Origin of the sequence: Aeromonas sp. A04, from assembly GCF_047780465.1 — a bacterium.
In the GTDB taxonomy this organism is placed as follows: domain Bacteria; phylum Pseudomonadota; class Gammaproteobacteria; order Enterobacterales; family Aeromonadaceae; genus Aeromonas; species Aeromonas bestiarum.
Map to the genome: position 1 here is coordinate 1,368,543 of NZ_JBLNHP010000001.1, position 15,157 is coordinate 1,383,699.

The window sequence follows — 15,157 nt, forward strand, 5'->3', positions numbered from 1 at the left end:
CCTTTTGGCGAACGAGCCGCCACGCGGCTCGTGTCTATCATATTTATTTGCTGGCGTAATGAATAAGAGCGCCTTCCAGCCTGATCTCTTGTCTTACTTGCCGATGTGGTGGATCAGGGTGCCTTCCGGCTCACCCATGATAACCCGACGCAGCGCACCCGGTTTGTTCATGTTGAACACGCGGATCGGCAGATCATGGTCACGGGCCAGAGTAAAAGCAGCAAGATCCATCACTTTGAGTTCTTTTTCAAGAACTTCATCATAACTCAATTCATGGTACAGCACGGCATCCGGGTTCTTGACCGGATCATCCGTGAATACGCCATCGACCTTGGTGGCTTTCAGCACCACGTCGGCTTCGATCTCGATCCCGCGCAGGCAGGCCGCGGAGTCGGTGGTAAAGAAGGGGTTGCCGGTACCGGCAGAGAAGATCACTACCTTGCCGGCGCGCAACTGGCTGATGGCCTCGGCCCAGCTATAGGAATCGCAGACGCCCTGCAGGGAGATGGCAGACATCAGACGGGCATTCACATAAGCACGATGCAGGGCATCACGCATGGCCAGACCGTTCATCACGGTGGCCAGCATACCCATGTGGTCGCCCACCACGCGGTTCATGCCCGCTTTGGCAAGACCGGCACCACGGAACAGGTTGCCGCCACCGATGACCAGACCGACCTGAACACCCAGCTCAACCAGTTCCTTGATCTCTTGGGCCATCCGCTCCAGCACCGCCGGATCAATGCCAAAACCCTCGGATCCTTGCAGGGCTTCACCACTCAACTTCAGAAGAACACGTCTGTATGCAGGCTTGGGATTGGTACTCATGTCACTGATTCCTGGTCATATAAAGACCGCGACATAAGTCGCGGTCTGGGGAAACGGAAAAACCGGTTCGGTTAGGCCTTCTGAGCGGCCGCGATTTGGGCTGCCACTTCAGCAGCGAAATCGGTCTCTTGCTTCTCGATGCCTTCGCCCACTTCGAAACGGGTGAAGGAGACAACGTCAGCGCCTTCTTTCTTCAGCAGCTCGGCAACCGTCATGGAAGGATCCTTCACGAACGGCTGACCAGTCAGGGAAACCTCACCGGTGAACTTCTTCATGCGGCCTTCAACCATCTTTTCGGCGATCTCTTTCGGCTTGCCGGAGTTGATGGCGATGTCGATCTGAATTTCGCGCTCTTTGGCAACGACTTCAGCAGACACGTCTTCAGGCTTGACGAATTGCGGGCTGTTGGCTGCAACGTGCATGGCCAGATCTTTGGCCAGCTCGGCGGAACCACCGGTCAGCTTGGTGATAACACCAATGCGGGAGCCGTGAACGTAGGTGCCCAGGTTGTCACCTTCAACCAGCATCACGCGACGCAGGTTCATGTTCTCACCGATCTTGGCGATCAGGTTGGTGATGGTCAGCTCGATGGACTCACCGTTGCCGAAATCGGTCGCTTTCAGGGCGTCGACGTCAGCAATTTTCTGGGTCGCGGCGATATCGGCGATCTTCTGGCCCATTGCCATGAAGCTGGCATCTTTGGCGACGAAGTCGGTTTCGCTGTTCAGCTCGATCATGGCAGCAATGTTGCCTTCGGTACGGGCGAAAATCACGCCTTCAGCAGCGATACGGCCTGCTTTCTTGGCGGCTTTGGCCTGACCGGATTTGCGCATGTTCTCGATTGCCAGCTCGATATCACCAGCAGCTTCTTCCAGTGCTTTTTTGCAATCCATCATGCCAGCGGCGGTGCGCTCGCGCAGTTCTTTTACCAGGGCGGCAGTAACGTTAGCCATGTCCAGTATCCTCGGTCTTGAATTGACAAGAAACAGGGGCCACAAGGGCCCCTGCTAACCAATTACATCAGCTTGGTTAATAAGGGCTTTTCAGTCCTTATCAATTACTCAGCTTCAACGAAGCCATCTTGTTCGGCTTGAACAACGATGTCCTGAGCGCGAGCTTCCAGTACGGTGTCAGCAGCAGCATTCAGATACAGCTGTACGGCACGGATAGCATCGTCGTTACCCGGGATGACGTAATCAACGCCGTCCGGGTTGGAGTTGGTATCAACGATGGAAACTACCGGGATACCCAGGTTGTTGGCTTCTTTGATAGCGATGTGCTCGTGGTCGGCATCGACAACGAACAGCACGTCAGGCAGGCCGCCCATGTTCTTGATACCACCCAGGCTCTTCTCCAGCTTGTCCATTTCGCGAGTACGCATCAGCGCCTCTTTCTTGGTCAGCTTTTCGAAGGTACCGTCCTGGCTCTGGGTTTCCAGATCTTTCAGGCGCTTGATGGACTGACGAACGGTTTTCCAGTTGGTCAGCATGCCACCCAACCAGCGGTGGTTGACATAGAACTGGTCGCAACGATCAGCGGCATCTTTTACGGCTTCAGACGCGGCACGCTTGGTACCTACGAACAGTACCTTGCCTTTCTTGGCAGCTACGGAGCTGATGAAGTTCATGGCATCGTCAAACATCGGAACGGTTTTTTCCAAGTTGATGATGTGAACCTTGCTGCGGGCACCGAAGATGTAGGACTTCATTTTCGGGTTCCAGTAACGAGTCTGGTGACCGAAGTGAACGCCGGCTTGCAGCATGTCGCGCATAGAAACTTTAGCCATTTTATACCTCTGTATTGGGGTTAGGCCTCCACACATCCCATGTAACCGACCCCAAAGGGGCACCCCGGTACAGGTGTCGATGTGTGTGTGTTATTGAGTAAGGGTGATGAAATGCGGACGCAAGTTCCCCATTCCGGCGCGCTTTATACCATAACTTTGGTCAGGACACCACCGGCCGGGGTGCTAAAAATGGATCCCTGTAGTGGATGCAGGGCAGAGGATTTGACGTTGTGATGACAATCACACTGGAAGTAAACGGGGGTTGGGGATAAAATTTTGGCCTGATTGCAAACGCATCTATTTTTCATTACCTGATTGTTGGGCATCGACAGGATGCGCAGTCAGGCCCCAAGAGAGATCCCATGTCCATTAAAATCAAGACACCGGAAGAGATTGAAAAGATGCGCGTTGCCGGCCAGCTGGCCGCCGATGTGCTGATCATGATAGCCCCCCACGTCAAGGCAGGCGTCACCACAGACGAGCTGAACACCCTGTGCCACGACTATATCGTCGACGTGCAGCAGGCGATCCCGGCCCCGCTCAACTACCACGGCTTCCCCAAGTCCATCTGCACCTCGGTGAACGACGTCATCTGTCACGGCATCCCCAACCACAAGAAATTGCGGGAAGGGGACATCATCAACCTGGACATCACAGTCATCAAGGATGGCTACCACGGCGACACCTCCGCCATGTTCATCGTGGGTGAGACCACACCGCTGCGTCGCCAGCTGTGCAAGGTCGCCCAGGAGAGCCTGTACGCCGCCATCAAGCAGGTGCGCCCAGGCATGTGCATCACAGAGATTGGCGCCCTGATCCAGCCCATCGTCGAGAAGGCCGGCTTCTCGGTGGTGCGCGACTACTGTGGCCACGGCATCGGCAGCGAATTCCACGAAGAACCGCAGATCCTGCACTACCGCAACGGCGGCAAGCAGGAGCTCAAGCCGGGCATGTGCTTCACCATAGAGCCCATGGTCAACAGCAAGAAGTATCACTGCCGCATCAATCCGAAAGACGGCTGGACCGTGACCACCAAGGATGGCGGCGACTCAGCCCAGTGGGAACACACCCTGCTGGTGACCGAGGATGGCTGCGAGGTGCTCACCCTGCGCCCCGATGACACCATCGACCGCGTTATCCGCCACGTTTGACATTCAGCCCCGGCCACACGCCGGGGTTGATCTTTATCCGGCCAGACCGAGAGTGTGAGATGCCATGGATGCCAGCCTGCTTTCCCCCCATCTGTTACCCGACGATCAGCTCACCCGCGAGAACTGCAAAGAGTATCTGAGCCGTTTTCTCGGCTGGCTGCACGCCCGTTTCGATGCCGGTGACAACATCATAGAACTGGTGGCCACCCGCTCCGAATACATGGATGAGCTGCTGACCCGGCTGTGGCAGAAGTTCGGCTTCGACAAGACGGCGCTCACCCTGATCGCGGTGGGCGGTTATGGCCGGGGCGAGCTGCACCCCCACTCCGACATAGACCTGCTGATCCTCTATGAAGGAGAAGAGCTGGACGAGGTGCTGGGACTGCGCATCGGCGAGTTCATCACCTTGCTGTGGGATCTCAAGCTGGAGGTGGGCCAGGCGGTACGCAACGTGGCCGAATGCATCGAGCAGGGCCGCGCCGACATCACGGTCGCCACCAACCTGATCGAGGCGCGCTATATCACGGGCCGCCAGGCGGGTTTCCAGCAACTCAAGGAGGCGACCGGCCCCCAGCTCTTCTGGCCGAGCGAGCAGTTCTTCCAGGCCAAGCGCGAGGAGCAGGCCCTGCGCCACCAGCAATTTCAGGGGACCGCCTACAAGCTGGAGCCGGATCTCAAGAGCAACCCCGGCGGCCTGCGAGACATCCAGACCCTGGCCTGGGTCGCCCGCCGCCACTTCGGCGCCACCACCTTGTTCGAGATGACCAGCCACGGCTTTCTCAACCGGGCCGAATACCGCGAGCTGCTCGACTGCCAGAATTTCCTGTGGAAGGTGCGCTTCGCCCTGCACATGGCCATCAACAAGGGCGACAACCGGCTGCTGTTCGACCGCCAGCGCACCGTGGCCCAGATGCTGGGGTTCGAGGGGGACGGCAACAGCCCGGTCGAGCAGATGATGAAACGCTTCTATCAGACGGTGCGGCGGGTCTCGGAGCTCAACGAGATGCTGTTGCAGCTGTTTGACGAGGCTATTCTCGGCAACACCGCCATGGACGTGCGCCGCCTCTCCGACGAATTCCAGCTGCGCGGTCGTCTCATCGATGCGGTGGATTCCGAGCTGTTTGGCCGCGAGCCCGCCGCCATACTGCGACTTTTCTACCAGATAGCCCAGCATCCCGAGATTGCCGGCATCCACTCCGCCACCCTGCGCCAGCTGCGCGAGGCGCGCCGCAAGCTCAACTGCTGGCTGCAGGACCTGCCCGAGTGCCGCCGCCTGTTCATGGCGCTGCTGCGCCATCCCAATGGCATAGGCCAGCCGCTCTCCCTGATGCACAAATACGGGATCCTCGCGGCCTATTTGCCCCAGTGGAACCTCATCGTCGGCCAGATGCAATTCGACATGTTCCACGCCTACACGGTCGATGAGCACACCCACCGGCTGCTCAAGAACATCCACCAGTTCCCCAATCCGGCCAGCCGCCAGACCCACCCGCTCTGCCACGAGGTGTTCACCCGGCTGCGCAAGCCGGAGCTGCTCAGCATCGCCGCCCTGTTTCACGACATCGCCAAGGGCCGGCGCGGGGATCACTCCGAACTCGGCGCCGTGGATGCGCTGGAGTTCTGCCAGCTGCACGGCCTGGATCGCTACGAGAGCCGACTGGTCGCCTGGCTGGTGCGCCACCACCTGCTGATGTCGGTCACCGCCCAGCGCCGCGACATCTACGACCCCGAAGTGGTCACCGACTTTGCCCAGAAGGTGCGCGACGAGCAGCATCTCGACCTTATTTACTGCCTGACGGTAGCCGACATCTGCGCCACCAACGACACCCTCTGGAACGACTGGAAAGGCACCCTGCTGCGCGAACTCTACTTCGCCACCCAGAAGGCGCTGCGCCAGGGGCTGGAGAACCCGCCCGACATGCGGCTGCGCATTCGTGAGAACCAGCGCCAGGCCAAGCAGATCCTGGCCCAGCGGGACGTACCGGAAGAGGCCATCAACCAGCTGTGGAGCGACTTCAAGGCCGACTACTTCCTGCGCCACAGCCCGGAGCAGATCGCCTGGCACTGTCGCAAGATCATCGAACATGGCGACAACCCGGCCCCGCTGGTGATCATCGGCAAGCATCCGACCCGGGGGGGCAGCGAGGTGTTCATCTACTGCCGCGACACCCCGAATCTGTTCGCCACCGTGGCCTCGGCGCTGGATCAGAAGAACCTCAACATCCACGATGCCCAGATCATGAATTCGCGCAGCGACTATGTGCTGGATACCTTCGTGGTGCTGGAGCCGAGCGGCGAGCCCATCAGCCCCAACCGTACCGCCACCATCAAGAAGGCGCTGGAGAAGGCCTTGCAGGAGCCGGGCAAGCTGGTGCTGCGCAACAAACCGCTGTCACGGCGCCACCGCCAGTTCAGCGTACCAACCCGGGCGGTGTTTTTGCCCCACAAGGGCGAGACCCGCCACACCCTGCTGGAGCTGACGGCGCTGGATACCCCGGGGCTGCTGGCCCGCATCGGTGCCGTGTTCCAGCAGTGCGGCCTGTCGCTCCATGCCGCCAAGATCACCACCATAGGCGAGCGGGTGGAGGACTTCTTCAGTCTCACCACTCTCGCGGGCGAACCCTTGACCCAGGACGAACAGCTGGCGCTGGAGGAGCGGCTGGTGAATCAGCTCAATCCCCAGGAGTCGGCCGATGATGAGGGCAGCGACAAGCCGGCGAAAGGCCTCACAAGGCGCCTTTCATCATCCTGATTTATCAAGCAGAACAAATGGTTGGACCACTCAAGCACAATAAATCAGCGTTCTCCCGAAGAAATCGGCTTGAGCCCTTAAAAACAATTGGAAAAGTGTGATACAACAAACGGAATTTTTTAAAGGAAACCTGTCATGACCGAGTTGCAACAGATCATCGAAGCGGCCTTCGAGCGCCGTGATTCCATCACTCCCGGCTCAGTCGATGCCGCCACCAAGGCCGCCATCCTGCAAGCCATCGACCTGCTGGATTCCGGCAAGGCCCGTGTCGCCGAGAAGATTGCCGGCGAGTGGGTGGTACACCAGTGGTTGAAGAAAGCGGTACTGCTCTACTTCCGCATCAATGACAACGGCATCATCAAGGGCGATGATGCCCAGTACTACGACAAGGTTCCTCTCAAGTTCTCCGACTACACAGCCGAGCAGTTCAAGGAAGCGGGTGTGCGCGTGGTGCCGCCGGCAACCGCCCGCAAAGGCTCCTTCATCGCTCCCAATACAGTGCTGATGCCCTCCTACGTCAACATAGGCGCCTTCGTTGACGAAGGCACCATGGTCGACACCTGGGCCACCGTCGGTTCCTGCGCCCAGATCGGCAAGAACGTGCACCTCTCTGGCGGCGTCGGCATCGGCGGCGTGCTGGAGCCGCTGCAGGCCAACCCGACCATCATCGAAGACAACTGTTTCATCGGTGCCCGCTCCGAAGTGGTTGAGGGTGTGATCGTCGAGGAAGGCTCCGTCATCTCCATGGGCGTCTTCATCGGCCAGTCCACCCGCATCTATGATCGCGAAACCGGCGAAATCCACTACGGTCGCGTACCTGCGGGTTCCGTGGTCGTCTCCGGCTCTCTGCCCTCCAAGTGCGGCAAGTACAGCCTGTACGCCGCCGTGATCGTCAAGAAGGTGGATGCCAAGACCCGTGCCAAGGTAGGGATCAACGCCCTGCTGCGCTCCATCGACGAGTAATGGCCAACTGCTTGCTGCAAGGGCGCCTCGAGGCGCCCTTTTTTATGATTGCATCGACATCCTGATGATAGGAATGTCCCGCGGCCCAGGCTGTCGGTAACAGCGCCCTGCTGCGCGCCATCGATAAGTGATCGACCAGCCATCATGGCAAGAGGGGCCTTTTGGGCCCCTTTTGATTTTGGCGCCCCTGTCACAGGCAAGCCACACAGACTCGGTTAAGATAGATGGGTCAGGATCGTTTCAAACCGAGGAAGCCCGATGTACGAGAATCTGAAGAGCCTGGGGATCCAGGAACCCACCTCAGTGGACAGCTATACCTTGCGCCAGGAAGCCAATCACGACATCCTCAAGATCTACTTCAAGAAGCAGAAAGGCGAGTTCTTCGCCAAGAGTGTCAAATTCAAATATCCCCGCCAGCGCAAGACCATGCTGGTCGACTCGGGTACCCATGAGTACAAGGATGTCACCGAGATCAACGCCAATCTCAAGTACGTGGTGGATGAGCTGGATAACCTGACCCAGGGCGTGCACGTCCAGGCCGACCCGGATATCAAGCAGAAGATACTGCGTGACCTGCGCCACCTGGAAAAAGTGGTGCAAAACAAGATCAGTGAAATAGAGCGGGATCTGGAGAAGTTGTAAGCCCGATCCGGCAACAACGAGGGGCGCCCGTCAGGCGCCCCTTTTCTTTGTGCGGGATCCGCATGCCATGGGCGGGTCAACATCTGGTGGGGGCAGCAGGCCATTAACGCCCCCCTCACCCCCACTCCTTTGGGTGCAACAGGATGAGCAACTCGACAGACCCGGTCCCTGCCCGCCATCACCCTGACACTCGCCCAGCAAAAAGGGAGGCTTTCGCCTCCCTCTTCAAGAACTCTGATATTCAGGCAACAGGATTAGTTGCTCTTCATCCAGATATCCATGTCGGTTTTCAGGTTGTCTGACTTGGTACCGAAGATGGCTTGTACGCCGGAACCAGCTACGACCACACCGGCAGCACCCAGTTTCTTCAGACCAGCCTGGTCAACCTTGGCAACGTCTTTCACGCCAACCCGCAGACGGGTGATGCAGGCATCCAGAGAAGCGATGTTCTCTTTACCACCGAAGGCAGTGACCAGGGCAGCAGACATCTCGTCCTTGCTTTGGCTGACTGTCTCTTCAGCAGTCTCGTCTTCACGACCCGGGGTTTTCAGGTTCATGGCACGGATTACGAAGCTGAACACTACGTAGTAGATGACCGCGTAGACCAGACCCAGACCCACCAGCAGCAACATGTTGTCGGCACGGGGTGATTGCACCACGAAGTCGATGAAACCGTTGGAGAAGGTGTGACCGTGTACCACGCCCAGGGAGTTGGTCAGCACATAGGCCAGACCAGCCAGTACGGCGTGAATCGCGTACAGCACAGGAGCGATGAACAGGAAGGAGAACTCAATCGGCTCGGTGATACCGGTCAGGAAAGAGGTCAGGGCGGCAGAGGCCATGATACCTACGATCTTGGCGCGGTTTTCCGGCTTGGCGGCGTGAGCGATGGCAAACGCAGCAGCAGGCAGACCGAACATCTTGAACAGGTAGCCGCCGGCCAGCTGACCGAAGCCGTTACCGGCAGCGCGGGAAGCGTCATCGGCAGTCAGGAAGCAGGTCATGATGCCGTGAACAGTTTCACCGGCGCCGTTGACACAGGTACCCGCCTGATAGAAGAAAGGCACGTTCCAGATGTGGTGCAGACCGAACGGGATCAGGGAGCGCTCAACCACGCCGTAGATACCGAAGGCCAGTACCGGGTTCTGGTTGGCAGCCCAGTCGGAGAAGGCACCGATGGCGGAACCAACTGGCGGCCAAATCACGGACAGGATCACACCCAGACCGATGGACACGAAACCTGTGATGATGGGCACGGCACGCTTGCCGGCGAAGAAGCCCAGATACTCTGGCAACTGGATCTTGTAGAAACGGTTGAACGCCCAGGCAGCCACACCACCGGCGAGGATACCGCCCAGTACGCCGGTCTCGATGGTTTCAACACCCATCACAGGTGCCATCACCTTCAGAGTAGCGGTCATGATGCCGTAGCCAACGATGGCTGACAGACCAGATACGCCGTCGTTATTGGTAAAGCCGAGGGCAACACCCACTGCGAACAGCAGGGCCATCTGACCAAATACGGAACCACCAGCTTGCTCCATCAATTGGGAGACAATTTCTGGCAACCAGCTGAAGTGAGCGGCGCCCACCCCCAGCAGAATACCTGCAACTGGCAAGACCGATACTGGCAGCATCAGCGCCTTACCGACCTTTTGCAGATTAGAGAAAGCATTTTTAAACATGTGTGCGCTCCTGAATGAATTGTCTTCCCGTAAACGGTTCAGTCCAATTGATAGACGATCACGAGCATCATCTTCATCGGCATGAATTCGATTGGGGGTTGTTTATTTTGACCTGTTGAATATAACCCAGCAGATCGGAAATTTCTTCCATCAGGCGCAAGGGAATAAAAAATTTGGAGGGGAGATCACAAGATAATTCTGAGGGAAAATTCGGGGAGATTACAGATATATTTCGGCATTTTCATGCTACGCCACAAATATGAAAAGTGCTGTTTCGCATTGTATTTTAACCAATCATATTAATGCCGAAAGAAACGCATTGTAACTTAATGTAACTATTTGCTGTTTTTTCTATTTTAGTCTACCGATTAAAAAGGCCTCCAACAAGGGAGGCCTCAAATAAATATTATCTTTTAAAGACTGGGCAATATTCAGCCTTTCTGCGAACGCTTGACCGCATCAATAAAGACGGATTTCGCCTTGGTCGAGCCGGCACGCTCGGCCTCATTGACCAGTTGCATCGCCTTGTCGATATCACCGGCTTTCACCGCTTTCTCGATCTGGGACTGATAGAAAGCCTCGGTTTCGGCCAGCATGGCGGGTGCGGGTTTGCTGGGCGCAGCAACGGCTGCAGCCGTCACAGTGCCAGCCGCCACGGCGGCGGTCGCCGGTGCGGCCTTGCTCATCGCCACCTTGTCTGCGTACTCGGGTTTGAAGACGGCCTCAAGACCCTGCCCCTTGGCCATGTCGACGACTTCGATCTTCACCAGGCCCCATGGGGAGTGCGGGATCACGGGATCCTTGATATCCGGCTCGACCGTGCCATTCGCACGGGCAAACGCCTTGGAGGGATGCAATATGGTGGTACTGCCCGCCAGCTGGTTGGCCGGGGCATAGACAATCATGTAGGTTTCAGCCGCCGGGTTGCCCGGCATGCTGCGATCGACAAACACCTTGCCTTCGATGCGATCGTTGTCCAGCAGATGGGCTGGCTGGTAGCTGAATACCGACTCACCCAGCACGCGAGTCACCTTGAACTGGGCATCCAGCATGATGACCTGAGGCACCAGTACTGTCTTGCTCACCTGGGAGGCGACCTTGATGGCCAGGTTGCCGGTGTTGGCTGGCAGGCGATAAGCCGCAAAGTAGCTCATCCCCTCGTCAAACTGAAAACTGGGTTGCTTGCCATCGAGGGCCAGCAAGGTATCGCCTTCCGGCAAGCTCACATAATTGAAATCGTTGAAAGCAGCGCAGCAGCTGGTTGCCTGTGAGAGCGCCTGCTTGGCCTGTTCGGCATTACTCAGGATGGATGCGTGATCCTGCACGGGGATCAACATGCTACCGGAACAACCGGCCAACAGCGCAGTAACCACGGCTGCGATAGACATCTTTACCAGTTTCATTCTTCTTATCTCCATAACCCGGTTGCCGTTACCCGGCGAAACAAAACTGCCCCCATACGGGGGCAGTGACTAACTTAACTTAAACAGCTGCTTACCACCAAGCTTCCGCTTGCACACCCACTTGGTAGGTGTCTTTGGAGGTGCCGCTTTCGAAGACTTTCTGATCTTCGTCGTTGGCCAGGTAAGAGGCGAACACACGGATTTCAGGACGGGCCCAGAAGCTGGAGCCGGCAGACCAGGCTTGAGCCAGGGTCAGCTTGTAACCGGAGTCATCAACAGAGGTACCGTTGGTGGACTTGGTCTTGTCCTTGAAGTAGCCGCCTTCGAAGATGGTCTTGTTGAAGTCATCCCACTTGTACATGGGGCGAACAACGGCGGACATGGCTTCAACCTTGTCGTTGCCATCCCACATCTCGTTGCCTACACCGTAGACCAGCTGGTGACCCATCTCGAAGTTGTTGCCCATGGGAACAACACCCCAGTTGATGATGCGGAAACCATCAGCACCGTCTTTGGCTTCGGCACCGTACCAAGAGCCGTCACCGTAGAAGGCCATGGTCTTGGAGTAACCTTCAGTACCGTACTGCAGCACAGTCTTGTTGAAGCCACCCAGGATGCCTTGGGTCAGTTCGGCAGTCAGCATGACGCCGTCTTTCATGTTGTTGTTTTTCAGCGGTTTCTGCGCTTCGGTCTCATTAACCAGTGCGTAGTCTACGCCAACTTCCAGAGACGCTTCGCTCCACAGCGGGATACCGGCATAACGCAGATCCAGCGTGTTGACGTTCAGGTCTTCGTTTTTACGATAGATTGGATTACCGGTAGTCGGGTCTGTTCCAATCTGGTTGTACTGACCGAACACATCGGCCGCGCTGCGGTCGTTGCGAACCCAGGCGAAGGAGATCTTGCCAGGACCGGCCTGGATGCCTTCGATACCGGCACCGGCACCGGAGATGTTCCAGTAGTAGAAGTCGGAGATGTGGATGTCGTGACGTTGGTAGTAACGCTTACCGGCCCACAGGGTGGCTTCCGGTGCGAAACCCAGCAGGCCCTTGGCCTGGACGTTGAACTGGCGCAGGGCGAAATCGGAATCACCGTTGCACTGTTTGGCATCGAAGTTACAAACGGTACCGGTACCTTCCCAGTCGTTTGAACCGTTGGAAGCCATGGCGAACATGGAATCAACGTAGAAAGTCTTGCCATCCTTGTTGAATACTTCCTGACCCAGCTGAACTTCGCCGTAGGTATCATTTTCGTTACCCAGACGACCAACCTTGTTCACGTTGTATTTAACCATGTCTCCGTCACCGGAAACGCCAACACCTGAACGGAAGTAGCCGTGGAAATCAACGGCGAAGGCGGCTTGGGAAGCCAGGGCTGCGGTTACTGCTGCAGCGATCGGGAGCCACTTTGCTTTCATTTTCATTTTCCTTATTCCCGCTGAGAGGAGTGTGATCCTGAATATCCAAGTTCTTATCACCATAAAAACGTTTAGGTGATAACCGAGGCCGATTATAGGTAGCCAATTTCGGGACAAACATGAGCTGATTCACAAAATGGCGACAAATCGCCCACCCAACACTCAAGAGGGTTTTATAGGGCATGGGAAGCAATAAATTAGCAATAACTCACCCATTAAAAACACAAAAAAGCAAAAAACATAGCTTGAAAGCGCTATCAAGCATTAATTCGCTTCGCTGATTAAGTTGAAAACACCCAAATCAATGACAAAAACATGACTGAAATCGCTTTCAATGCGGAACTTTTAATTTTCTTGCATGTCGGTCATGACAGAAATAAATGCTCGGCCAAACGAAGGGATGCCAGAAAAATAACCGGATAAAAAGTGGGAAATATGGTCAGTTGAGACTGATCTGGCCCGGAAATAAACATCCCCCATGGGCAAACCAACGGGGGACAAATAAAGAACACAAGGAGGGGAAAACTAGAGTGTATTTTCCCAGCCGGTTAGCCAGGCCAGCGCCACTTTTTCCGGTTCATCGTCGACAGTGGCATCTATCTCCAGACGGGGCAACAGAGCCCTGGCCCCCAGCTCCTGCAACAGGCCGTCAAGCTGACGGCCGGCACCGCAAAAGTGCTCATAGCTGCTGTCACCCATGGCGATGAGCGCATAACGCCACCCTTTCATATAGGGAGCCCGATCGGCCAGGGCGGCGGCTAAGGGTTGCAGATTGGGCGGAATATCGCCCTGCCCCGTGGTGGCTGTGATCACCAGCAGGAAGCGGGAGGCGTCCAGGTCTTCCAGCACGGCCTCATCGAAGATCTGGCACTCATGTCCGGCCTGCTGCAACTGCGCTGACAGCGTCTCGGCAACCAGCATGGCCGCGCCATAAACGGTTCCCACCACTATATCTATCTGAGCCATAACGGATTCCTTTGACTGGCGTGGCTTTACAGCATGCCACAACCCGGTCGAAGGCAACACCCGGCCGTGAGTGAGCAGGCCAGGTGAAGATCAGTAGTCGCTCTCGCTGGCGGGCCAGCCCAGCTCGGCAAACAGCTGCAAGACGTCCGACCCCAGCGGCGCCTGGATCCGCATCGGGACTTTGAGGATCGGGTGCTCGAAACTGAGTCTGCGGGCCACCAGCAGCAGGCGTTCGCACCCCAGCTGCTCGCGAAAGAAGCGGTTGTGGCGGCCGTCACCATGGCTGGTATCCCCGACTATGGGGTGGAACAGGTGGGCCAGATGGCGGCGCAGCTGATGCTTGCGACCGGTTTTCGGGAACAGCCTGACCAGGCTGTAACGACTGGTGGGGTGCTTCTTGGAAACCGCATGGGGCAGCTCGACCTGGTGCAGGCGATGAAATGCGGTGACCGCCTCCTGAGCCGGGCGATCCGGGGAGCTCATGGCATCGGCTATCTTGTCCAGCTGCTCCTTTAGGGGGTAATCGATCACCCCCTGCTCAGGGGCCCAGCCCCGCACCAGCGCCAGATACTCCTTGTGCACCCGACGGGCGGCAAACGCCTCGGTCAGGGTGCGGGCAACCGCAGGATCCAGTGCAAACAGCAGTACGCCTGAGGTTGGGCGATCGAGGCGATGCACGGGGTAGACGTGGCGGCCGCCGATGAGATCCCGGGTCATCTGCATGGCGAAGCGGGTCTCGGCCTTGTCGAGCCAGCTGCGGTGCACCAGCAGGCCCGACGGCTTGTTGACCGCCACCAGCCAGTCATCCTGATAGAGCAGAGTCAGCTTCATCGCGCCGCCGTCGTTAGTACGGCAACCATTGGAGCTACCGCCAACCGGCGTTTCCTTCTGATAGGGCAGGGTCAGTTGCAAGGCGTTTTCTTCCTTTGCCTGCTCACTCATCATTGCTCAACCACTTTGCCGGAGAGCAGCAGATCGAAGCGGGCGATCAACCGCAGCAGGGCTTCCACGTCGGCCAGCTCTTCTTTGTAAACTTCGCTCGCCATGGGATAGAGGGAGACGCTGGTGGGCAGCGGCGCTTGCAGCATGACCAGTTGCTCCATGCGCGGGATCAGCACGAACTGCAGCCACTGATCGAAGCTCAGGGTATCGACACAGAACGGCAGCTCGCTCGCCAGGGCCTCTTCACCCGGATGCTCATCTTGCCAGCGCTCCAGGCGCTGCAACTCGGCGGTGAGTTCACCCAACAGGCCGGCTACCAGCAAATATTGATTCATCTTGTCGTCCTCTTGCTCATGACCACATACCGGTCAGCCTCCCCGGTAAAACGGACACAGGCTGGCCGGGCTCATCAAAAAAGGGCGCGATTATACACCGTCCCCCTCCCCCTCTGCCATGTTCCATTGGCAGGCGGGACGCAGAGCCGAGCCCCCACAGGCTATCTGATGCAACCGCTTTATACAGATTGACCCGCAGCGCCCTTCTCAGCTTGTAACAAAGCGCTCTTGGTACCCCTGCTGGCTATCTGATACAACCGCTTTATAATCGGCCCGCATCACCCTTA

13 protein-coding genes are annotated in these 15,157 nt (G+C 57.3%); 4 read left to right on the forward strand and 9 right to left on the reverse strand.

Translation table 11 applies throughout. The features are described 5' to 3' along the window. Positions 1-93: 93 nt before the first annotated feature. The 3 genes from pyrH to rpsB form a co-directional block, all read right to left on the reverse strand. Entirely contained in the window at positions 94-828 is a 735-nt protein-coding gene (gene pyrH / locus ACM3N8_RS06150) for a UMP kinase (RefSeq protein ID WP_042038153.1), read from the reverse strand. Between the two features lie 71 nt (positions 829-899). Next, positions 900-1,781 (reverse strand): translation elongation factor Ts, encoded by an 882-nt coding sequence (gene tsf / locus ACM3N8_RS06155; protein ID WP_042038148.1) that lies wholly within the window; start codon positions 1,779-1,781, stop codon positions 900-902. A 104-nt stretch (positions 1,782-1,885) separates the two neighbouring features. Then, on the reverse strand, positions 1,886-2,614 hold the full coding sequence (rpsB, locus tag ACM3N8_RS06160; RefSeq protein ID WP_042867194.1) for a 30S ribosomal protein S2: 729 nt from the start codon (positions 2,612-2,614) through the stop codon (positions 1,886-1,888). A gap of 362 nt (positions 2,615-2,976) precedes the next feature. Between rpsB and map the strand changes: the two genes are divergently transcribed. The 4 genes from map (at position 2,977) to ACM3N8_RS06180 (ending at position 8,122) form a co-directional block, all read left to right on the forward strand. Beyond that, a complete protein-coding gene (map, locus tag ACM3N8_RS06165) occupies positions 2,977-3,765 on the forward strand; it encodes a type I methionyl aminopeptidase (RefSeq protein ID WP_042867193.1) in 789 nt (262 codons plus the stop codon). 64 nt (positions 3,766-3,829) lie between these two features. Next, positions 3,830-6,517 (forward strand): bifunctional uridylyltransferase/uridylyl-removing protein GlnD, encoded by a 2,688-nt coding sequence (glnD, locus tag ACM3N8_RS06170; RefSeq protein ID WP_290017334.1) that lies wholly within the window; start codon positions 3,830-3,832, stop codon positions 6,515-6,517. 135 nt (positions 6,518-6,652) lie between these two features. Continuing rightward, the gene (gene dapD / locus ACM3N8_RS06175; RefSeq protein ID WP_042867191.1) at positions 6,653-7,480 is read left to right on the forward strand and encodes a 2,3,4,5-tetrahydropyridine-2,6-dicarboxylate N-succinyltransferase; all 828 of its coding nucleotides are present in this window, start codon (positions 6,653-6,655) and stop codon (positions 7,478-7,480) included. Between the two features lie 258 nt (positions 7,481-7,738). After that, the gene (locus tag ACM3N8_RS06180; RefSeq protein ID WP_011705091.1) at positions 7,739-8,122 is read left to right on the forward strand and encodes a DUF3461 family protein; all 384 of its coding nucleotides are present in this window, start codon (positions 7,739-7,741) and stop codon (positions 8,120-8,122) included. Positions 8,123-8,376: 254 nt separating this feature from the next. On the opposite strand, the gene ptsG is transcribed toward ACM3N8_RS06180, so the two are convergent. The 6 genes from ptsG to ACM3N8_RS06210 form a co-directional block, all read right to left on the reverse strand. Continuing rightward, the gene (gene ptsG / locus ACM3N8_RS06185; RefSeq protein ID WP_043134475.1) at positions 8,377-9,807 is read right to left on the reverse strand and encodes a PTS glucose transporter subunit IIBC; all 1,431 of its coding nucleotides are present in this window, start codon (positions 9,805-9,807) and stop codon (positions 8,377-8,379) included. 431 nt (positions 9,808-10,238) lie between these two features. Continuing rightward, positions 10,239-11,210 (reverse strand): MalM family protein, encoded by a 972-nt coding sequence (locus ACM3N8_RS06190; protein ID WP_416015692.1) that lies wholly within the window; start codon positions 11,208-11,210, stop codon positions 10,239-10,241. Between the two features lie 91 nt (positions 11,211-11,301). Further along, positions 11,302-12,627 (reverse strand): maltoporin, encoded by a 1,326-nt coding sequence (locus ACM3N8_RS06195; RefSeq protein ID WP_290017336.1) that lies wholly within the window; start codon positions 12,625-12,627, stop codon positions 11,302-11,304. Positions 12,628-13,152: 525 nt separating this feature from the next. Then, the gene (locus ACM3N8_RS06200; protein ID WP_043134470.1) at positions 13,153-13,593 is read right to left on the reverse strand and encodes a flavodoxin; all 441 of its coding nucleotides are present in this window, start codon (positions 13,591-13,593) and stop codon (positions 13,153-13,155) included. Positions 13,594-13,683: 90 nt separating this feature from the next. Beyond that, entirely contained in the window at positions 13,684-14,538 is an 855-nt protein-coding gene (gene truC, locus ACM3N8_RS06205) for a tRNA pseudouridine(65) synthase TruC (protein ID WP_290017338.1), read from the reverse strand. After that, positions 14,535-14,870, reverse strand: a complete 336-nt coding sequence (locus tag ACM3N8_RS06210) for a YqcC family protein (RefSeq protein WP_042867184.1) — start codon at positions 14,868-14,870, stop codon at positions 14,535-14,537. The genes truC and ACM3N8_RS06210 overlap by 4 nt, the downstream gene beginning before the upstream one ends. Positions 14,871-15,157 lie beyond the last annotated feature (287 nt).